We start from the raw sequence: 20,752 nt of genomic DNA, 5'->3' as shown, positions 1-20,752 counted from the left end.
ACCCGAGGTCGGCGACGGGGACCGGCATGCCGGGTGGCGGCCTGCCGCCGCACACGCCGCGCGACTCGTACGCCCCGGTCCCGCCGCAGCGGCCGCCGGCCCGGCGGGGACGGATGATCGCCGTCGTGGCCGTGGTGGTCGCGCTGATCGCCGGCGGCGTGGTGGTGGGGGTCGTGTTGAGCAAGGACGACGACAAGGGCGCCAACGCGAATCCCGACGCCTCGCCGACCGGCCCGCAGAATCCGACGGCGCCGGGAACCACCGCGCCCACCACCTCGAACGGGCCGACGGCAACCCCGTCGACGTCCGCCCCGCCGTCGATCCCGCCGAACTCGGAGATGATCGACGACCCCGCCGGCTTCTCGGTGGTCCTGCCGAAGAACTCGACGCGGACCGTCTTCGGCGAGAAGAAGGACCAGATCAAGTACCTCTCGGCCGACCGCAGGACCGTCTTCCTGATCAGTACGACGCAGCTGCCGAACGGCCCGATGGCCAACTTCGAGTCGGTGGTCGAACCCGGGGTCGCCTCGAAGCCCAACTACAAGAAGATCCAGATGCGGTCCTACACGCCGTTGCCCGCGGGCACCAAACAGGCGGTGCTGTGGGAGTACACCTGGGACGGCGACCCGATCGGCAACGACACGAGCAAGAAGGAGCCGAGTCACGCGTACAACCTCGGCATCGTCACCACCGCCGGCAAGGACTACGCCGTCTACGCGTCGTCCTACGCGTCGGACTGGGATCTGACGTCGCAACGCTTCGACGTCATGCGGGACTCCTTCCGGTCTCGCTGACCAGGGAGTCGTCGCCGGCCCACGGGGTACGGTCCTCGGAGGCCGGCCCGATCCCCCCGGAGGTACCCGTGACCACGCAGCGCCCCGAATCCGCCGACGTCCGCGAGGTGGACGTGATCGTGCTGGGCCTGGGGGTCGGCGGCGAGGCCGTCGCCGGCAACCTCGCCGCGGCGGGGCTCGACGTGATCGGCATCGAGGACCGCCTGGTCGGCGGCGAGTGCCCCTATTGGGGCTGCATCCCGTCCAAGGCGATGGTTCACCTGGCGGCCGAGGCCGTGCACCGGGACCGTCCCGACTGGTCGAAGGTCGCCGAGCGGGTACGCGAGCTGACTGCGGACTGGAACGATCAGGCAGCCGTGGACCGCCTCGTCGACAAGGGCATGACCTTCGTGCGCGGCACGGGCCGGATCACCGGCGTCGACACGGTCGCGACCACGAGCGCCGACGGCGAGCAGACCTACCGGGCGCGGCACGCGATCGTCGTGGGCACCGGCACGAAGGCCTTCGTACCGCCGATCGAGGGCCTCGCGGGCACGCCGCTGTGGACCAACCACGAGGCGATCGAGGCCCGCGAGGCGCCGCGTTCGCTCGTGGTGCTCGGCGGCGGCGCGATCGGGCTCGAACTCGCCCAGGTGTTCGCCCGGTTCGACACCCACGTGACCATCGTCGAGAACGGCGAACGACTGCTCGCCGTCGAGGACGACGAGTCCTCCGATCTCGCCGCGCGGGCGCTCGCCGACGACGGCGTGCGGATCCACCTGGGCGTGCACGCGGAGAAGGTCGCCCACGACGGCACGTCGTTCACGATCTCGCTCTCCGATGGTCGCTCGGTGGAGGCCGAGAAGCTGCTCGTGGCCACCGGTCGGCGAGTGGACCTCGTGGCGATCGGCGCCGACGCGCTCGGGGTGGACCCCCACGCGCACGCCCTGCCGGTGGACGGGCAGTTGCGGGTGAGCCCTGGTGGTTCGGCCCCCGCGGTGTGGGCGGTCGGCGACGTCACCGGGCAGGGCGCGTTCACGCACGTGGCGATGTATCAGTCGGCCATCGTGACCAAGGCGGTGCTGCACGCGGCCGGCCGCGGCGCGCCGGGCCCGGACGCCGATCACAGCGCGCTGCCGCGGGTGACGTTCGTCGACCCCGAGATCGGCGCGGTGGGTCTGACCGAGCGTCAGGCCCGCGAGGCCGGGCTGACCGTACGGGTCGGCATCGCCGACATCGCGACCTCCTCGCGGGGCCACATCACCGGCGCGCGAGGCTTCGTGAAGGTGATCGAGGACGTCGACCGCGGCGTCCTGGTCGGCGCCACCGCCGCGGGTCCCGCGGGCGGCGAGATCCTCGGCGCGCTGGTCGTGGCGGTGCGCGCGGCGGTGCCGGTGGCCACGCTGCGGGACATGATGTACGCGTACCCGACCTACCACCGCACGATCGAGTCGGCGCTCGCCGCACTGGACGAGAGCTGAGGACGAAACCCGCCGGGCGCGGCCGGTCGGGGGAGTGTGGCCCGCTTGTGGCGGACAATCCCTGTTACCGCGCAGTAGCGCTGTCTACGCTGGTCGCATGACGGACATCGCAGCCCCCGCGCCCGCAGCAGCCCCCGTCGTCGTGCCCGACCTGCCCGGTGAGCGGCTGGCCCGACGAATCGTCACCGGCTCCGTGCCGACGATGGTCACCACCCGCACGCCGTTCGACCAATCGCCGATCGTCGAACTCCCGGAGTCCACGCCGGAGAACGTCGCCTCGGCGTTCGCTCGCGCGCGCCTCGCGCAGACCGCGTGGGCCAAGCGGTCGGTGCGCGAGCGCGCCGCGGTGTTCCTGCGTTTCCACGACAAGCTCCTGGAGCGTCAGTCGGAAATCCTCGACATCGTCCAGACCGAGACCGGCAAGGCCCGCAAGCACGCGTTCGAGGAGGTCCTCGACGTCGCCATCTGCTCGCGTCACTACGGCCGGCGCGCGGCGGGCTACCTGCGCGAGCGCCGCCGGGCGGGCGCGCTCCCGGTGCTCACCAAGGCGATCGAGGTCCGCCACCCCAAGGGCGTGGTGGGCCTGGTGTCGCCGTGGAACTACCCGCTCGCGCTGTCCATCGGCGACGCGATCCCGGCCTTCCTCGCGGGCAACGCCGTGGTGATGAAGCCCGACACCCAGACCGCGCTGACCGCGCTGTGGGCACAGGACGTGCTGATCGAGTGCGGCCTGCCCGAGGACCTGTGGCAGATCGTGATCGGCGACGGCCCGGTGGTGGGCACGGCCGTGGTCGAGCGCGCGGACTACGTCGGCTTCACCGGTTCCACCACGACCGGTCGCGAGGTCGCCCGACGGGCCGCCGAGCGGCTGGTGGGGGCGTCGCTCGAACTGGGCGGCAAGAACGCGATGATCGTGCTCGCGGACGCCGACCTGGATCGGGCCGCCGAGGGCGCCGTGCGCGCGTGCTTTTCGTCGGCCGGGCAACTGTGCATCTCGATCGAGCGGATGTACGTGCACGCCGACGTGTACGACGCGTTCCTGGATCGCTTCCTGGCGCGCGTGCAGGCGATGAAGCTCGCGGCGGACTACGCGTGGGACACCGACATGGGTTCGCTGGTCGCGCGCCGGCAACTCGACACCGTCACCCGCCACGTCGACGAGGCCCGCGAGGCCGGCGCCGAGGTGTTGGTCGGCGGCCGGGCCCGGCCCGACCTGGGTCCGCTGTTCTACGAGCCCACCGTGCTCGCGGGCGTCACGCCCGACATGCGGGTGTGCGCGCAGGAGACGTTCGGCCCGGTGGTGTCCGTGTACTCGTTCGCCGACGAGGAGGAGGTCGTCACCCGCGCGAACGAGACGGCGTACGGCCTCAACGCGAGCGTGTGGACGCGTGACACCCGGCACGGCGGTCGGCTCGGCCGGCGACTGCGGGCCGGCACGGTCAACGTCAACGAGGGCTACGCCGCGGCGTACGGCAGCGCGGGCGCGCCGATGGGTGGCATGGGCGACTCCGGGCTCGGCCGGCGGCACGGGGCCGAGGGCATCATGAAGTTCACCGAGAGCCAGACCGTGGCGACCCAGCGGCTGATCCCGATCGCGGCGCCGTTCGGGATGACCGACGAGCAGTGGGCGCGATCGTTGACCCTGTCGCTGCGGATCATGAAGACGCTGCGGATGCGCTGACCGGGAGTACGCGAGGTCGGACGCGGGACACGAGTACGCAAGGGTGAATTCCGCTGTCGGGGTGTGCACCGAAGAGCCCATTCGCAAGACGGGACAAAGTGCCATCTATCGAACGGTTAATGATCACTATTTGCGCCAACCGGGCATCGACGGCGTGACGCCGCGCCGTCGTGGAGCCGCCGAGGGCCCGGGGAAATCCCGCTAGTCTGGGCGCTGCCGACGGCTATGGCGGCAAACATCCGCTTTGCGCAGGGTGGGGCGGACCACGCCTCGGTGCCCGCGGGCAAGGCGCGGCGGCCGATGTCGGGCGTCCCCGGCATCGGCCGCCGGCGGGGTTGTGACCGGTTGCTGTCCCCTGCGTCCCGGTCACGGCACCGACGCGAGGTCCCACGGCGCACTGGTCAGCGCGCCTCATCGCGTCGGCGGTCCTGCGGTGCCCGGCCCGCGCATCAAGCGGGCCGGCCATCACGCACAACGACGGCCGGCGCGGTGAGGTTACGCATGTGGTGCGAACCGGACCTCGCGGACGGATTCAGGCCCGGCCCCGGCACAGTTCCAGGAGGGTCATCGCCACCGAGGTGCCCGGCTTGCCGAGACCCTCGCGGTAGCGCGCGATGACGTCCATCTCGCGGGACAGCTGCACGCGCCGCCCGCCTGCGGCGAGTCGGGCGCGCTGGACGTCCTGGGACGCGGCCACGCGTTCGTCGATGAGCGCGATGATGCGCCGGTCCAGATCGTCGATCGCGGCGCGGCCCGCCGCGATCACGTCGTCGGGGGTCGGCGGAGCCTGCGAGGCCTGCGAGGCCTGCGAGGCCTGCGAGGGCCGAGGGGCCTGCGCGGACGGAGGGGGAGTCTGCGTGGTGTCGGCGGGGTTCGTCACGGGTGTGTCCTTCTCTCGGTGGGCCCCGACCCCGATACCCGCGCCGCGAAAACACGAAGACGCCCCGGGTACCGGACCCGGGGCGTCTTCGTCTGCCTGTGTCTGTGCTGCGCTCAGGCGGTGACGGCGGCGCCGGGGATCCCGGTGCCGTAGGTAAAGCTGCGCGTCACGCCGAACGTCGACATGGGGCCAGTATGGCGGGTCCGCCGGCGCGGACGCCATCGAGGGGCACCCTCGCGGCGCCGGTAGAATCGGGGCACACCCCTTTTTCGCTTCGCCGGAAGGCTCCTCGTGACCTTTGCCAGCCCGAACGGGGGCGGCACCGAGACCGTCCTCGTCGTCGACTTCGGCGCCCAGTACGCCCAGCTCATCGCGCGGCGGGTTCGCGAGGCCCGTGTGTACAGCGAGATCGTGCCGCACAGCATGCCGGTGGCCGAGATGCTCGCCAAGCAGCCGGCCGCGATCATCCTCTCCGGCGGCCCCTCGTCGGTGTACGCCGACGACGCGCCCAGCATCGACCCGGCCCTGTTCGAGGCCGGCATCCCGGTGCTCGGCATCTGCTACGGCTTCCAGGCCATGGCGCAGACGCTCGGCGGGGTGGTCGAGAAGACCGGTCTGGCCGAGTTCGGCGCGACGCCGGTGCGGGTGACCGCGACCGACAGCACCCTGTTCGAGGGCCTGCCCGCCGACCTGTCGGTGTGGATGTCGCACGGCGACTCGGTCACCGGCGCCCCGGCCGGCTTCACGGTCACCGCCACCAGCGCCGGCGCGCCGGTCGCGGCGATCGAGAACGACGGGGCTCGGCTCTACGGCGTGCAGTACCACCCCGAGGTCATGCACAGCGACCACGGCCAGGCCATTCTGGAGCGCTTCCTGCACGTCGGCGCGAAGCTCTCGCCGACCTGGACGATGGTCAACATCGTCGAGGAGCAGGTCGAGCTGATCCGGGAGCGGGTCGGCGACAAGCACGTCATCTGCGGCCTGTCGGGCGGCGTCGACTCGGCCGTCGCGGCGGCCCTGGTACAGCGCGCGGTGGGCGACAAACTCACGTGCGTGTTCGTCGACCACGGTCTCCTGCGCAAGGACGAGCCCGAGCAGGTCGAGCGCGACTACGTCGCCGCCACCGGCGTCTCGCTCAAGGTCGTCGACGCGCAGGAGCGGTTCCTGACCGCGCTCGCCGGGGTCACCGACCCCGAGGAGAAGCGCAAGATCATCGGGCGCGAGTTCATCCGCGTGTTCGAGCAGGCCGCGGCCGAGGTCGTCGCCGAGGCCGGCGCGCACGGCGAGGAGGTCGAGTTCCTCGTCCAGGGCACGCTCTACCCGGACGTGGTCGAGTCCGGCGGCGGCACCGGTACCGCCAACATCAAGTCGCACCACAACGTCGGCGGGCTGCCCGAAGACCTCCAGTTCAAGCTGATCGAGCCGCTGCGCAAGCTGTTCAAGGACGAGGTCCGCGCGGTCGGCGAGCAGCTCGGTCTGCCGTCCGAGATCGTGTGGCGCCAGCCGTTCCCCGGCCCCGGGCTGGGCATCCGGATCATCGGCGAGGTCACCGCCGAGCGCCTGGAGACCTTGCGCGAGGCCGACGCCATCGCGCGCGAGGAACTGTCCCGGGCGGGCCTGGACCGCGAGATCTGGCAGTGCCCGGTGGTGCTGCTCGCCGACGTGCGCTCGGTCGGCGTGCAGGGCGACGGCCGGACCTACGGTCACCCGATCGTGCTGCGTCCGGTGTCCTCCGAGGACGCGATGACGGCCGACTGGTCGCGCCTGCCGTACGACCTCCTCGCCCGGATCTCCAACCGGATCACCAACGAGGTGCGCGAGGTCAACCGGGTCGCGCTCGATGTCACGAGCAAGCCCCCGGGCACCATCGAGTGGGAGTAGTCCTCCCGGTTCGACCCACTGTGCGCAGGCGGCCTCCGTCCCCTTTCGGGGCGGAGGTCGTCTGCGTTTCGCTCCCCGACGACTGCCTTGCGGAGCACGGCGATCGAGCGGGCGTCGGGTGTTCGATCGAGAATCCGTCCGGTCCTCGCGCCGGCCACATCCGACCCCTTCGGATGCGGCACAATGTGCGGCTGAACGAGCACGTTCGATGTGGTGGGGAGGGTGTGGCGAAGTGGCGCACGGTGTCGGTGTGCACGGACCGGATTGTCATTGTGTGGTCCGGGAGGAATACCGCAGAACCGTGGCCGACTTCGAGACGCTGCGGCGGGCCCTGGCCCGCAAGGAGGGCGTGCCCGCCACGGTCGCGCATTCCGACGGTGGTGCGCGCCAATGGATCTCCGACGAACTGCGCGGCCGAGCACAGGACTTGGGCACCGTGCGACGGGCGCAGGGCCGGGCGTGGATGCGGGTGCTCGGTGGTCGCGCGCTCGTGGTGCTGTGGTTGCTCGTCTCCGTACTCGTGCTCGTGCAGGCGCTGACCGCGATCGGCGCCGGTTGGACCGCGTCGCGCACCGCCGGGATCGTGGCGGCCGTGGTGGTCGCAGGAGCGCTCAGCGTGGTCGGTTGGGCCGCGAGGGACAACGGCGGCGTCTTCGCGCCTGTGCGGGGCCTGGACGGCCGCCTGTCCACGTCCAAGGCGATCGCCGCGCTGTGGATGGTGGCGCTGGTGTACGTCTTCGCCTTCCTGGGCATGCGACTCGCCGCCGCCTCCGGGTCGGGCGAGCGCGATCTGCTGCTGGATCGGCTCGGCGACATCGCGCTCGATCAACTCTCCCTGGTCGCCGCGCCGTTGCTGACGGCGGTGGCCGTGCGCCGAATCGTCGGCGACAAGGTCGGCCGCCGCGTGCTCCAGAAACTGCGTGCCGATCAGGCCTCGCTGCGCGACCTGGTGACCGACGACGCGGGCCGGGCCTCGTTCGTGGACGCGCAGTACGTCCTGGTCAACCTGGTCGCGGTGGGCTTCGTCGTGGTCGGCCTCGCGCGCGACCCGGACCGGCTGCCGGACATCCCCGCGACCCTGGTCGCCCTCGCGATGGTCTCGGTGGTCACCTACCTCGCCGGCAAACTCGCGGAGAACGACCGGCCGGTGATCCTGTCGGTGGTGCGCGTGCGCTCGCGCGGCGACCTGGACTCGGCGGTGCGCCAGGGCGACGACATCGAGGTGCGCGGGATCAACCTGGCCGCGGGCGGCTCGGACGCGCCGGACCTGTTGGCGCGGGTGGTGGTCAAGTTCGGCGCGGTGCACGTGCACGTGCCGTTGGTCCCGACCGACGTCGGGTTCACCAATCCCTCCGACGGCTGCGTCGTGGTGCCGGTACCGGTCGAGGTGGAGCCGGGACGGGTGGAGTTGTGTGTGGTGTCCGCGTCCGGCGTGGAGTCGGCGCCGTACGAGATCCAGATCGCGACCTGAGCCCCGGCCGGCGACGCGGGACGGTTCGCGACGACTCCGGAAGGTTCGGGGCGACTCCGGGAGGTTCGGGACGGTTCCGGACGCCTGGTTCGATCGATTCCTCCGGTGGCGCGGCGGTTTCGGCGCGGTTCCCGACGTGCGGGCGGGGTGCGAACTACCGTTGCGGGATGAGCAGATCTGACGCACAGTTCACCGCGGAAGCGGGAAAGCGCGGAGAGTTCGTCCGGCAGGCCAACCGGTTCACCGGGCGACCGGAGCCCGAGGCGGGCCGTTACCGACTGGTCGTGTCGCTCGCGTGTCCCTGGGCGCACCGTGCGGTGATCGTGCGGCGGTTGCTCGGACTGGAGGACGCACTCGGTCTCTCGATCGTCGACCCGATCCGGGACGAACGCGGATGGCGGTTCACCAACCACCCCGACGGGCGCGACCCGGTGACGGGACTGGCGTTCCTGGCGGACGCCTACAAGGACAGCGATCCGAACTACACCGGTCGGGTCACCGTGCCCGCGATCGTCGACCTGCGCAGCGGGCACGTGGTCACCAACGACTATCCGCAGATCACCCTCGACCTGTCCACGCGGTGGCGGTCGCTGCACCGCGCCGGCGCGCCCGACCTGTACCCGGAGCACCTGCGCGACGAGATCGACGCGATCAACGCCGACGTCTTTCGCGACGTCAACAACGGCGTCTACAAGTGCGGGTTCGCGACCACCCAGGAGGCGTACGAGGCCGCGTTCGACGCGTTGTTCGCGCGCCTGGACGTCCTGGAGGAGCGGTTGCGCGAGCGGCGCTATCTGGTCGGCGAGGCCGTCACCGAGGCGGACGTCAGGCTGTTCACCACGCTGGTGCGGTTCGACGCGGTCTACCACGGCCACTTCAAGACCAACCTGCGCAAGCTCACCGAGTATCCGGTCCTGTGGGCCTACGCCCGAGACCTGTTCCAGACCGAAGGCTTCGGCGACACCGTGGACTTCGACCACATCAAGCGGCACTACTACGTCACGCACGACGTGATCAACCCGACGGGCATCGTCCCCAAGGGCCCGGACGCGACGCGGTGGAACACACCGCACGGCCGAGGCTGACCGGGCCGACCACCCGCGCCCCGGCCCGAACGACTCCAACCACTCGAACGACTCGAACGACTCGAACGACGGGGCCCGGCACGGCGATTCGCCGTGCCGGGCCCCGATCTCGGACCGGCGATCCGGTCGTCGCGCGGCTACTTGGTCAGATCCACGGGCGGGTGGGCCGGCTCGCCCGAGCCCACCGACCGGCGACGGGTGGAGGAACCGGGGAGCATCGTCCACACGGCGCCCGCGAGGCCCGCGACGCCCACGCCGATCGCGGCAATGGCCAGAGTCCACTCGGGGGCGACGGTCATCACGCCGGCCGCGTGCAGGACGTACGCGATCGCGATGCCGAGGAAGACCAGGCCCGCGATCAGGGCCATCGGGTCGAAGCGATACCTGGTGCTCATCGGGCCGTCGCCCTCCATCCGGGTCGCGGTGCTCATCGGGGGTTCCTTCCCAGGTCGCCGTACAGCACCTCGACCTGACCGAGGCCGACCTTGGTGTCCAACGTGATGGTGCCGCGCGAGGGCTCGGTGACAGGCGACAACAGGTCCTTGCGCCTGGGGCGGAAGCCGTCCGTACTGGCGTCGGGGATACGGAGGTCACCGACGTCGGCCCGCCCGGAGAAGAGCACCGTGACGTCCTTGGGCACCCGGATCCGGATCCGACCGGCGCCGACCTGGGCATGCACGGTCACCCGCCCGTCCGGCCCCAGGTCGAGCCCGCGCAGGTCGATGCCCAGGTCGCCCATGCCCAGGCGATACGACGCGGGCACCTCCGCGACTGTGGTCGGCGTGTACGTGCGCTGCCCCGACGTGCCGTCGAGCGGCACCGTGAGCGTGGTGATCGCCGCGAGCAGCCCGGTGAGCACGAGCGCCGGAAGGATCAGAATCCGGGCCCGGCCCAGGAACGTGCCGGCGAGCAGGCCCAGACCGACCACACCCAACAGGACCGCCAGGGCGACGGAATAGGTCACCTCGGTGGCCGTGCGGTCGATCACCCACAGCAACCCACCGACGATCGTGGCGGCCGACATCGTGGCCAGGGCGACGTAGGAGCGAGGCGGGCCCGGGTCCTTGGGCCGCGGCGGCCACGGCAGTTTGCGCTCCGGCGGCTGCACACCGCCGCCGGGAACCTGCCACCACGAGGGCGGACCGAGCGGTGACCCCGACTCCGGCTCGGTGGCGAGGCCCGCCGGAGCCGACGCCATCGTTGCGCCGCCGGCGGATTGGGCCGTCTCGCGCTTCTTCTTCGTGTCCGACCACACCATGAAAAGGACCACGGCGGTGATCATCAGCAGGGGGATCGACGGGCCGAAGCCCGAATCCAGGTAGGTGAAGAACAAGGCGACCCCCATGACGGCGACCACGGTCGCGGCCCACGTTCCCGAGTCGAACTTTCCGGCGAGGATCCGGCGCAGCACGGGCCGGTCCCGATCGCGGGCCGGAATCAACAGCCAGCCCAGGCTGTACACCAGAACCCCCACGCCGCCGAACAACGACAGCACCGGGATCACGATGCGAAAGACGACGGGGTCGATGCCGAAATGTTCGCCGAGTCCGCCGCACACGCCCGCGACCATCCGGTCGTCGGTGCTGCGCAGCAACTGCGGTCGGGTAACGGTCGGTGCCGCGGACGACCCCGGGAGGCCGGCCGGAGCGTCGCCGGTCCGCTCGTCGGCCGGGACGCCGGGCTTCGTGTCGTCGGTGTTCATGGGTCCATCGTGGCGGCCGCCGGGCCCGGTTCCCATCGGGCTCCGCCCTGGTCGACCCCTGGTTCGACCCTGAGAGGGAATCAGGGTCGGGCCCTGATGCGGGGCGAGCGCGCGCCGTGTGACGATCGGTGCTGTGACTGCCGTGTATCCACCCGCCGCCCCCGTCCGGCCCGTGCCGCCGGCGACCAAGCCCAGGCTGCGGCGAGCCTCGACCCACCGGCTCGCGGGCGGCGTCGCGCGCGGTCTGTCCGAGCACCTGGGCATCGACCTGATCGTGCTGCGCGTGGGCTTCGTCGCGCTGACCTTCTTCGCGGGCCTGGGCGCCGCGCTGTACGCGGCCTTTTGGATCTTCGTCCCGCAGAGCGCGGAGGAGCCCGCCGCGCCCGCGCCGCAACGGCGCCGGGAGCGGCAGCAGGCGGTCGGGCTGATCATCCTGCTGATCGCCGCGACGATGCTCACCGGCATAGGGGTGACCACCGACCGGGCGGGCAACTGGAGTTGGCCGCTGCTCGTGGCCGGGATCGGCGTGGTGCTGCTGTGGCGGCAAGCCGACTCTGCGCAGCGCAACCGCTGGTTCTCGCTGGACGGTCGCAGTCGAGTGGCGATCGCGCTGCGCACGTTCCTGGGCGCCGCGCTCGTGCTGTCCGGGCTGATCTTCTTCACCCTCGGCCGAGGCGGACTGGGTGACGCGCTCGCCGCGATGCGCGGGGCCGGGCTGCTGCTGGTCGGCCTGCTGGTGATCTTCGGACCGTGGCTGCTGCGGCTGACCCGCGACCTGGGCGCCGAGCGCCGGGCCAGGATCCGCGCGCAGGAGCGGGCCGAGGTGGCCGCGCACGTGCACGACTCGGTGCTGCACACCCTGACCCTGATCCAGCGTCAGGTCGACGACCCGCGCGAGGTGGCCCGGCTGGCCCGGGCCCAGGAGCGCGAGTTGCGGGCGTGGCTGTACCGCCCCGACGGCGAGGAGCCGGATCGCACGTTCGCCGCCGCGCTGCGCCGGAACGCGGCCGAGGTCGAGGACGCGCACGGCGTGTCCATCGAAGTGGTGTGCGTGGGCGACTGTCCGGTGGACGACAGGCTCTCGGCGCTGCTCGCCGCGTCGCGCGAGGCGATGGTCAACGCCGCGAAGTACGCGGGCGGCGCGGCGATCTCGGTCTTCGGCGAGGCCGACGGCGACGTGATCACGGTGTTCGTGCGCGATCGCGGTCCCGGTTTCGATCCGGAAGCGGTGCCGGCCGATCGGTTGGGTGTGCGAGAGTCCGTACACGGGCGCATGCGCCGCAACGGGGGAGCCGCGACGATCCGCAGCGAACCCGGTGAGGGCACCGAGGTCGAGCTCGAGATGCGCCGGGTCGACAGCGGCAGGACCGCCTTGGGAAGGACGAACGCATGAACGCCGGCGATACGGACAGCGCGACCACCGAAGGAACGCCTCGTGTGCGCGTGGTCCTCGTCGACGACCACCGGATGTTCCGGACCGGCGTGCGCGCCGAGATCGGGGACGCCGTCGAGGTGGTCGGCGAAGCCGAGGACGTCGCGACCGCGGTGGCCGCGGTCACCGCATGCCGCCCCGACGTGGTCCTGCTGGACGTGCACCTGCCCGGCGGCGGCGGTGTCGAGGTGCTGCGGCAGTGCGCGAGCCTGATCCCGTCCGTGCGCTTCCTTGCGTTGTCGGTGTCGGACGCGGCCGACGACGTGATCGGGGTGATCCGCGGCGGTGCTCGCGGCTACGTCACCAAGTCCATCACCGGCGAGGAACTGATCCGGGCGATCGGCCGGGTCGCCGAGGGCGACGCGGTGTTCTCCCCGCGCCTGGCGGGTTTCGTGCTCGACGCGTTCGCCGCGACCGACGTACCGCCGATCGACGAGGACCTGGACCGGTTGACCCAGCGCGAGCGCGAGGTGCTGCGGTTGATCGCGCGCGGCTACGCGTACAAGGAGATCGCGCGCCGGCTGGTGATCTCGGTCAAGACCGTGGAGACCCACGTGTCGGCGGTGCTGCGCAAGCTCCAACTGTCCAACCGCCACGAACTGACCCGCTGGGCGACGGACCGCCGCCTGGTCTGACCGGGCCCGACCCGGCCGGATCCGGATCGGACGCGGCATCGGATCGAACGACGACGGCGCCCTCCGCGCGGAACGAATCCGCGGGAGGGCGCCGTCGTGCTGTGCGTGGCCGGGCGGCCGGTTCGGCTACCCGGGTCGAATGGCCGCGTAGAAGGGCATCGTGCTGATCGAGGACTCCTCGACCGTCTTCCCGGGGCGCGGGGCGTGGATCATCTTGCCGCCGCCGATGTACAGGCCCACGTGCGTGTTGCCCGGGTAGAAGAAGATCAGGTCGCCGGGCTGCAGGTTGGCCTTGGACACCCGCGGGCCGTCGTTGACCTGGGTCCACGTGGTGCGGGTGAGCTTGACACCGGCGGCCTTCCACGACGCCTGGGTCAGACCCGAGCAGTCGTAGCTGCCGGGGCCTTCGGCGCCCGAGACGTACGGCTTGCCGATCTGCTTGCGTGCGTACGCGATCGCCGCGCCGGCCCGCTCGGAGGCGGGGACGTTGGTGGTCGGCGTCTCTTCTTCCGGCTTCTCCGCCGGCTTGTCGCGCGAACTGCGCGGCGGCGTCCGGGAATCCTCGCTCGCGTCGTGCTCGTTCGAGGCGAGGATCTCTTCCTGCTGCTTCTTGTTGAGCGTGTTCAGCAGGCGCTGGGCCTCGGCGAGCTTCGCCTGGATCTCGGTCTTGTTCTTGTTCAGCTCGGTCCGGAGCTTCTCCAGTTCCGCAAGCTGCGAGGAAGCCTCGGTGCGGTCCTGCTGGAGTACTCGGGCCTGCGCGGCGACCTGGCGGAGCTTGGCCGCCTGACGGCCGTCGAGCTGCGAGATCATCTGCGCCTTCTGCAGGTAACCCTCGGGGTCACCGCTCAGCGCCAGGGAGAGCTCGGGAGGCAGTCCGCCGCTACGATACGCGTCGGCCGCGAGGGCGCCGATCTGGTCGCGCAACGTGTTCAGCGCGGCCTGCTCGTCGGCGATCCGGGCCTGGGTCTGGTTGGCCGTGCCCTGCTGCTTCTCGACCTGCTCCTCGACGCCGTTGGCGACGTCGGTGGCCTTGATCACATCACTGTGCAGCTTGTTGACCTGCTCCTTGACCGTCTGGAGCGAGGGTGCCGGATCGGCGTAGGCGGCGCCGGAAAAGGCGATCACGCCGGTCATCGTCGCGGCGGCCGTGACTACGGTCGCTGCGGTACGGGCCGCGTTGCGCGGCTTGGGCTTGCGGTGTTGCCCGGGTCGACGTTGGGACGCCACTGGTGGCGGGTCTCCTTCCTCGGCCGCCTACCGGGTTAGCTGACGGGTTCGGGCGGAAGAAGGCGCCCTACGGTGCCGGAGCACCGATTCACCCCAAGGGACTGCGAGGGTCCCCGGTTCCGGTCCCGTGTCTCGACTGCCTGTGGTCGCCCACTGCGGTCGGACCCGACACCGAATTCGGCGGAGGCGATCGTGTAGACCGGGATGGCCCACGTCGAGCCGATCGCCTGTCGCAGAACACTAGTCACAGCCGTGTCACGGTCATCACCATTGAGCTTCGCATTACCAAGATTTTACCTAGGTCGCCGTTTCCTTCATCGGGTTTTGTGGGAAAAGCGCCCGGAATCCGGAAAGTCGATCTTGGTCCGTTTTGACGACCTTCGGCACGTACGACCCCGCGCAAGATGCCGACGCGACGTCGGTTAGGCTGCCGGCGACGCGGCGCCGATACTACTCCATGTAGTCGACTGGTAACGGCCATTTCTCGGGTGAGTGCCGCCGTCCGACAGCCGACCTCGGACAAGGAGTTGTACGACGTGGACGTTTTGCGGCAGATCCTGCTCGTCCTGCACATCGTGGGCATCGGGTCACTGCTCGGTGGCTTCCTCACCCAGATGTCCGGGCTCAGGACGGGTGCCGTGCGCGTCGTTCCGGCCATGACCCACGGCGCGCTGACGATGCTGGTCACGGGCGCCGCGCTGGTCGCAGTCGTGCAGTCGGGCCTGGACCGGGACGTGGACAACGCCAAGATCGGCACCAAAATGGTGATCCTCCTGGCGATCCTGCTCCTGGTCTGGGGCAATCGGACCAGGGACCGCGTGTCGGTGTCGGTGTTCGGCGCGATCGGGGCGCTGACGGTCGCCAACATCGCAATCGCCGTGATGTGGACCTGAGTTCGCGTCGACGTGTCGGCGACCGAGGCTGACCGCCGAGCACGTTCGCGAGGGCTTCAGCGGGTGTCGATCACCCGAAACGTCTCGGCCATCCGGCCCTCGGCCAGACCCAGCCGCGCACCGTTGGCCACCAATGCCGCCCCGATGTCCTCGCGCAGCGACGTCAGGTGCGCGGTCTGACTCTTGTGCGACAGCAGGGCCGCCATCTTGCGATCGAACGTCTCGGTGACGTCCACCGGGTGATCCGCCCCCGGGGTCGGCGAGAGCCAGGTCTCGGCGACGGTCCACGCCGCGAGACCCTCCTCGTCGAGCAGCTCGGGGTGTGCGAAGGGGTTGCGCGCGTCGGGGTAGATCGCCCGCATCGCGGCCTCGCCCGCCTCCAGGTGGTCGGGGTGGCTGGGCGCGAGCCGGGTCCAGTCCCGCTCCGGGCTCGGAATCACCATGCGCTGCGGGCGGACCCGCCGGATCACGCGCGAGATGTCGCGGCGCAGTTCGAGCGAGACGGTCAGCCGCCCGTCCGGATAGCCGAGCCAGTGCAACTCGCGCACCCCCACGCACGCCGCCGCCGCGGCCTGCTCGGTGCGCCGGATACCGCCGATCTCCGATCTGGGCACGGCCGGATCGAACCCGCCCGCGTCGCCGTCGGTGACCAGGCAATAGCTCACGTCGATACCGGCGTCGGTCCACGTCGCGACCGTGCCCGCCGCTCCGAAGTCGATGTCGTCGGGGTGCGCGGCCAGGACGAGCACCCGCTCCACGTCACGATCGTCCATCACGATGTACTCCCTTGGTCGGTCTCGGTCTCGGTCTCGGTCGTCGCCGGGGCCGGGCGTTCGCCCGGCCGGTCCCGGTCGGGCGGTCGGGTCCCGGCCCGTGTTCGCTCACATGTTCGACCCGGCGTCGATCGGATCGCACGCCGGGGCTACCGTCGAGTCCACCGTGGATCGACGCGGCGTCGACAGCGCAATGATCTCTGCCGGAACGGGCCGTCGGGCACGACTCGCCCGTTCCCCACCTAGACTCGGGGAACGATGAGCAGCCTCTTCGACGACATCCCCCTGCCCGGTTTCGAGACCGTGGCCAAGAAGCCCGGTGCGACCCACGCGAGCCCCGCGGACGAGATCCCGTTGCCGCCGGAGCCGGACGACAACCACGTGCACGGCCTGCCGGAGGACTATCCGGAGGACCTGTACGACGGCGACTACGTGCCGGCGCCGCCGCCACGCGACGAGTACTACCGCAACGGCGCCCCGCGCCCGGTCGTGGACCCCGCGCACCTGCTGGACGGGATGAACCCGCAGCAGCGCGCGGCGGTCGTGCACGAGGGGTCCCCGCTGCTCATCGTGGCCGGCGCGGGCTCGGGCAAGACCCGCGTGCTGACGCACCGCATCGCCTACCTGCTCGCCGCGCGCAACGTGCATCCCGGCGCGATCCTGGCGATCACCTTCACCAACAAGGCCGCCGCCGAGATGCGCGAGCGGGTCGAGGCGCTGGTCGGGCCGCGGACCAAGGCGATGTGGGTGTCGACCTTCCACTCGGCGTGCGTACGGATCCTGCGGCAGCAGTACAAGAAGCTCGGCATGAGCTCGTCCTTCTCGATCTACGACTCGGCCGACCAGCAGCGCCTGATGGCGATGGTGTGCCGCGATCTGGACCTGGACCCGAAGAAGTTCCCGCCGCGCAAGTTCAACGCGCAGGTGTCGAACCTCAAGAACGAGCTGATCGACCACGAGGACTTCGCCGCCAAGGCGATCAACGAGAGCGAACGGATACTCGCTCAGGCGTACACGATGTACCAGGAGCGCTTGCGCCAGGCGAACGCGCTCGACTTCGACGACCTGATCATGACGACCGTGCACCTGCTCCAGGCGTTCCCGGACGTCGCCGAGCACTACCGGCGCCGCTTCCGGCACGTCATGGTCGACGAGTATCAGGACACCAACCACGCGCAGTACACGCTCGTGCGCGAACTGGTCGGCGGCGCGGCCGGGTCCGGCCCGCGGCGCACGATCGACGGCGACCTGGTCAATCCGGCCGAGGCCGGGCTCGCCGAGATCGAGCCCGCCGAACTGTGCGTGGTCGGTGACGCGGACCAGTCGATCTACGCGTTCCGCGGCGCGACGATCCGCAACATCCTCGACTTCGAGGCGGACTACCCCGACGCGACGACGATCCTGCTGGAGCAGAACTACCGTTCGACGCAGACGATTCTCACCGCCGCCAACGCGGTGATCGAGCGCAACAGCAACCGGCGCGCGAAGAACCTGTGGACCGACTCGGGCGACGGGGCGCGGATCGTCGGGTTCGTCGCCGAGGACGAGCACGGCGAGGCCCAGTTCGTCGCGGACGAGGTCGACCGGCTGACCGACGCGGGCGAGACCAAGCCGGGACAGGTCGCGGTGTTCTACCGGACCAACGCGCAGTCCCGGGTGTTCGAAGAAGTGTTCATCCGGGTCGGCCTGCCGTACAAGGTCGTCGGCGGCGTGCGCTTCTACGAGCGCCGCGAGGTCCGCGACGTGCTCGCCTATCTGCGGTTGCTGGCCAACCCGGACGACCTGGTGTCGCTGCGGCGGATCCTGAACGTGCCCAAGCGTGGCATCGGCGACCGGGCGGCGGCGTGCCTGGAGGTGCTCGCCGCGCGGGACCGGATCCCGTTCGCGGCCGCGCTGCGGCGCGCCGACGACGCGCCCGGGATGGCCAAGCGCTCCGCCAACGCGGTCAAGGGGTTCGTGCAACTCCTGGACGACCTGCGGGCGGTCGTGGAGGGCGGTGCCGGGCCGGCGACGGTCCTGGAGGCCATTCTGGAGCAGACCGGCTACCTGGCCGAGTTGCAGGAGTCCAGCGACCCGCAGGACGAGACCCGGATCGAGAACCTCCAGGAACTCGCGGCGGTGGCACTGGAGTTCGAACAGGCGCAGGCGGCCGCCGCAGCGGCGTTGGTCGAGGCCCGGGCCGACGCCGAGGCCGCCGGGGACGACCCGGCCGAGCTCGGCGACCCCGGCGCGGCCCCGGGCGGGACGCTCGCGGACTTCCTGGAGCGGGTGTCGCTGGTCGCGGACTCGGATCAGATCCCGACCGACGGCGACGACGACGGCGTGGTCACGCTGATGACGCTGCACACGGCCAAGGGCCTGGAGTTCCCGACCGTGTTCCTGACCGGCCTGGAGGACGGCGTCTTCCCGCACATGCGCTCGCTCGGCGACGCGAAGGAGTTGGAGGAGGAGCGCCGGCTGGCGTACGTCGGGATCACCCGGGCGCGGGAGCGGTTGTACGTGACGCGGGCGCAGGTCCGCAGCGCGTGGGGGGCGCCTTCGTACAACCCGGAGTCGCGGTTCTTCGGGGAGTTGCCGGAGAAGCTGCTCGACTGGCGCGGCAAGCGCCCCTCGGCGGCGAAGTCGCTGTCGGCGACCAAGTCGACGGTCGGCTCGCGCGGCGGGTTCGGCAAGGGGGCGCAGATCAAGGAGCGCGCGGTCGTCGCGCTGTCGGCCGGGGACCGGGTCACGCACGACAAGTTCGGGCTCGGGACGGTGGTGTCGGTGACCGAACCCGGGGACAACGCGAAGGCCGTGATCGATTTCGGCGCCTCGGGGGAGAAGACGTTGTTGCTTCGGTACGCGCCGGTGCAAAAGCTCTAGGCCGCTTGGCCCTGATGGGCTGCGGGGGCGGGTGGGTCGGGTTGGGTTTTGTTCCCACCCGCCCACCCTTTGCGTTGTGATCGGTGGTTGCGGTTCTACCGCTTTGGGCTGGTCGTGGCCCGGCCTCTTGGTCAGCCGGTGGGGTTCAGGCCCTTTGCCCTGAGCCAGGGCAGCGGGTTGATCGGGGCGCCGCCGCCGGGGCGGACCTCGAAGTGCAGGTGCGGGCCGGTGCTGTTGCCGGTGTCGCCGCTGTAGGCGATGGTGTCGCCGGCCTTGACCGGGCCCGAGCGGACCTTGGCGCGGGTCAGGTGGCAGTACCAGGTCTCGGTGCCGTCCTTGCCGGTCAGGATCACCATGTTTCCGTACGCCCCGCTCGTCTCGGTGCGGACCACGCCGTCCATCACCGCGGCCACCGGAGTGCCGAGGTCGACCGGGAAGTCGATGCCGGTGTGCGTGTGCGCCCACCGCGAGCCGGACGAGCCGTAATAGGCGCTGAGGCCCTTTTGCGTCACCGGAAGCACGTACTTGGGCCGCAACGACTCCTTGCGCTTGCGCTCGGCCTCCTGCGTCGCCTGGATCTCTTCCTGGCGCTCCTGGAGCGAGATCCGGGTCTGCGCGCGGTTCGCCCGCTCGGCGAACTCCTCGGCGCCGTCCCGCAGATCGACGAGTTGTTTGTCCATCGGCGACAGCAGCGGCAGGTCCTCGCCGCCCGCGACGGCGGTGTCCGAGTCCTTGGTCTCGGCGCCCGCGGTGTGCAGCCCCCCGACCGCTGCGACGGCCATCGCGGCCGCGCCCATCACCGCGAGCGGCGCGCCCGCGGTGAGCGGGAAGGAGCGCCGGGTCGGCTTGCGTTTGACGCGAACCTTCGCGGTCTCGGGCAGCGGCTGCGGCTTCGGCGTGGCTTCGGGAGCGGTGTCGACGTCGGTCTCGGTGTCCGCGTCGAGGTCGTTGTCGGTGGTGGCCGGCACGCTGTCGTCGTGGTCACCGGAATCGAAGGCGTAGGCGGGCTCGACCGGCGCGCGCGTCGAACCGTCGTCGAACAGGCCGGCCGCCGAGCGGTTGTCGCCGGACCACAGATCGGCGTCGTCGCGCACGGGGATCGGGGTGTACCAGGTGTCCGACTGCCAGGCGGCGGTGTCCGAAGCGGCGTACCACATCTCGGTGTTCGAGCCGGAGTCCCACGCGTTGTCGACGTGCGGCGCGGGTGCTTCCCGAACGGCCGTGTCGGTCCACGTCGGGGTCTGCGTCTGCGTGCCGTAGGCCGCGTACGCACCGCTGTCCTGGACCGCGCCCTGGGAGTACGCGGACGCGTCGTATCCGGCGGACCCGTCGTACGTGGTGGTGTCGTACGTGGCGTAGGCACCCGAACCGTATCCGTCCGACGCGACGGCCTGGCCGTAGGCGTCGTAGGCGGGGGCGGCCGCGTAGGCGTTGCCGTACACGTCGTACGAGGGTGCGGGGGTGGTGCCCCACGCTCCCGAGGTGTCGACCGCGGCATAGCCGCCGGTCCCGTACGTGTCGCCGACGTAACCAGTGCTCTGGTAGTAGCCGGACGACTGGTCGTAGCCGTTGTCGTAGCCGCCCGGCGATGAGCCGTAAGGGTCGGGGGCGCCGTCGGCGACCGGTACGTAGCGACCCTGTTGGTCCTCGCTCGGATAGCGAACGTCCGTCACCTACGTCGCCTTCGTCTCGGGGGCTGGTAGGCATCGGACTGTAGTGCTCTTGGTGTTCCCAGGACAATCCTCACCACAAGGACCGCAGGTCGGGCGGCCGAGTGGGTGAGGCGATTCACCTCTATGGGGCCTGATCACGACATCGCGCCACAGCGATGACGGCCGCGTGCTCTCGTGAGGAATCGGGTGATATGTGGTCGAAGTGCCGTTCTGTTCGCGGTCTCCGCGAGTAGCGCCCGCGTGCGCCGGGGCCCGACGCGAACCGGCGCGGACCCGACGGCGGCCGGCGAGGCGGGAGCCCGG

General features: G+C 70.9%; 16 protein-coding genes and 1 riboswitch. Of the genes, 10 read left to right on the top strand and 6 right to left on the bottom strand.

Translation table 11 applies throughout. The annotated features are described in order from the left end of the window. The 3 genes from GT354_RS02640 to GT354_RS02630 form a co-directional block, all read left to right on the top strand. Positions 1 to 794 (top strand): hypothetical protein (locus tag GT354_RS02640; RefSeq protein WP_237534303.1); only part of this gene is annotated, 794 nt, incomplete at its 5' end. A gap of 68 nt (positions 795 to 862) precedes the next feature. Further along, positions 863 to 2,254, top strand: coding sequence for an NAD(P)/FAD-dependent oxidoreductase (locus tag GT354_RS02635; protein WP_346011810.1), 1,392 nt, complete (start codon positions 863 to 865; stop codon positions 2,252 to 2,254). A gap of 97 nt (positions 2,255 to 2,351) precedes the next feature. Continuing rightward, positions 2,352 to 3,935, top strand: a complete 1,584-nt coding sequence (locus GT354_RS02630; protein ID WP_161354519.1) for a succinic semialdehyde dehydrogenase — start codon at positions 2,352 to 2,354, stop codon at positions 3,933 to 3,935. 532 nt (positions 3,936 to 4,467) lie between these two features. On the opposite strand, the gene GT354_RS56315 is transcribed toward GT354_RS02630, so the two are convergent. Then, positions 4,468 to 4,815 (bottom strand): chorismate mutase, encoded by a 348-nt coding sequence (locus tag GT354_RS56315; protein WP_346011809.1) that lies wholly within the window; start codon positions 4,813 to 4,815, stop codon positions 4,468 to 4,470. A gap of 291 nt (positions 4,816 to 5,106) precedes the next feature. Here GT354_RS56315 and guaA point away from each other — a divergent pair, with 291 nt between their 5' ends. From guaA to GT354_RS02610, 3 genes are all read left to right on the top strand, one after another. After that, positions 5,107 to 6,696: a glutamine-hydrolyzing GMP synthase gene (gene guaA, locus GT354_RS02620; RefSeq protein ID WP_161354517.1), complete on the top strand. Its 1,590-nt coding sequence runs from the start codon at positions 5,107 to 5,109 to the stop codon at positions 6,694 to 6,696. Between the two features lie 301 nt (positions 6,697 to 6,997). Continuing rightward, positions 6,998 to 8,167, top strand: coding sequence for a hypothetical protein (locus GT354_RS02615; protein WP_161354516.1), 1,170 nt, complete (start codon positions 6,998 to 7,000; stop codon positions 8,165 to 8,167). Between the two features lie 167 nt (positions 8,168 to 8,334). Continuing rightward, positions 8,335 to 9,252, top strand: coding sequence for a glutathione S-transferase C-terminal domain-containing protein (locus GT354_RS02610; protein ID WP_161354515.1), 918 nt, complete (start codon positions 8,335 to 8,337; stop codon positions 9,250 to 9,252). A gap of 137 nt (positions 9,253 to 9,389) precedes the next feature. Here GT354_RS02610 and GT354_RS02605 read toward each other — a convergent pair whose 3' ends face one another. Next, entirely contained in the window at positions 9,390 to 9,683 is a 294-nt protein-coding gene (locus GT354_RS02605; protein ID WP_161354514.1) for a hypothetical protein, read from the bottom strand. Beyond that, on the bottom strand, positions 9,680 to 10,954 hold the full coding sequence (locus tag GT354_RS02600) for a PspC domain-containing protein (protein ID WP_161354513.1): 1,275 nt from the start codon (positions 10,952 to 10,954) through the stop codon (positions 9,680 to 9,682). Before GT354_RS02600 ends, GT354_RS02605 begins: the two co-directional genes overlap by 4 nt. Positions 10,955 to 11,087: 133 nt before the next feature. Between GT354_RS02600 and GT354_RS02595 the strand changes: the two genes are divergently transcribed. Both GT354_RS02595 and GT354_RS02590 read left to right on the top strand, forming a co-directional pair. Beyond that, on the top strand, positions 11,088 to 12,347 hold the full coding sequence (locus GT354_RS02595) for a PspC domain-containing protein (protein ID WP_346011808.1): 1,260 nt from the start codon (positions 11,088 to 11,090) through the stop codon (positions 12,345 to 12,347). Then, a complete protein-coding gene (locus GT354_RS02590; RefSeq protein ID WP_161354511.1) occupies positions 12,344 to 13,021 on the top strand; it encodes a response regulator transcription factor in 678 nt (225 codons plus the stop codon). The genes GT354_RS02595 and GT354_RS02590 overlap by 4 nt, the downstream gene beginning before the upstream one ends. 126 nt (positions 13,022 to 13,147) lie before the next feature. Here GT354_RS02590 and GT354_RS56310 read toward each other — a convergent pair whose 3' ends face one another. Then, complete coding sequence (locus GT354_RS56310) at positions 13,148 to 14,248, bottom strand: C40 family peptidase (RefSeq protein WP_161354510.1); 1,101 nt, start codon at positions 14,246 to 14,248, stop codon at positions 13,148 to 13,150. A gap of 9 nt (positions 14,249 to 14,257) precedes the next feature. Then, a riboswitch (cyclic di-AMP (ydaO/yuaA leader) is annotated at positions 14,258 to 14,396 on the bottom strand. 388 nt (positions 14,397 to 14,784) lie between these two features. On the opposite strand from GT354_RS56310, the gene GT354_RS02580 reads away from it, so the two are divergent. Then, positions 14,785 to 15,141, top strand: coding sequence for a hypothetical protein (locus GT354_RS02580; protein ID WP_161354523.1), 357 nt, complete (start codon positions 14,785 to 14,787; stop codon positions 15,139 to 15,141). Positions 15,142 to 15,197: 56 nt separating this feature from the next. Here GT354_RS02580 and GT354_RS02575 read toward each other — a convergent pair whose 3' ends face one another. Next, the gene (locus GT354_RS02575) at positions 15,198 to 15,914 is read right to left on the bottom strand and encodes a PIG-L deacetylase family protein (protein WP_161354522.1); all 717 of its coding nucleotides are present in this window, start codon (positions 15,912 to 15,914) and stop codon (positions 15,198 to 15,200) included. Positions 15,915 to 16,172: 258 nt separating this feature from the next. On the opposite strand from GT354_RS02575, the gene pcrA reads away from it, so the two are divergent. After that, positions 16,173 to 18,776: a DNA helicase PcrA gene (gene pcrA / locus GT354_RS02570; protein WP_237534302.1), complete on the top strand. Its 2,604-nt coding sequence runs from the start codon at positions 16,173 to 16,175 to the stop codon at positions 18,774 to 18,776. 131 nt (positions 18,777 to 18,907) lie between these two features. Here the strand turns inward: pcrA and GT354_RS56305 are convergent, their stop codons facing one another. Further along, the gene (locus GT354_RS56305; protein WP_161354509.1) at positions 18,908 to 20,449 is read right to left on the bottom strand and encodes a M23 family metallopeptidase; all 1,542 of its coding nucleotides are present in this window, start codon (positions 20,447 to 20,449) and stop codon (positions 18,908 to 18,910) included. Positions 20,450 to 20,752: the final 303 nt, after the last annotated feature.

The sequence above is a fragment of the Streptomyces sp. SID3343 genome (assembly GCF_009865215.1).
GTDB lineage: Bacteria > Actinomycetota > Actinomycetes > Streptomycetales > Streptomycetaceae > Embleya.
The sequence above is the reverse complement of the archived record's forward strand: the minus strand, read 5'-3'. Positions and strand labels throughout refer to the sequence as shown.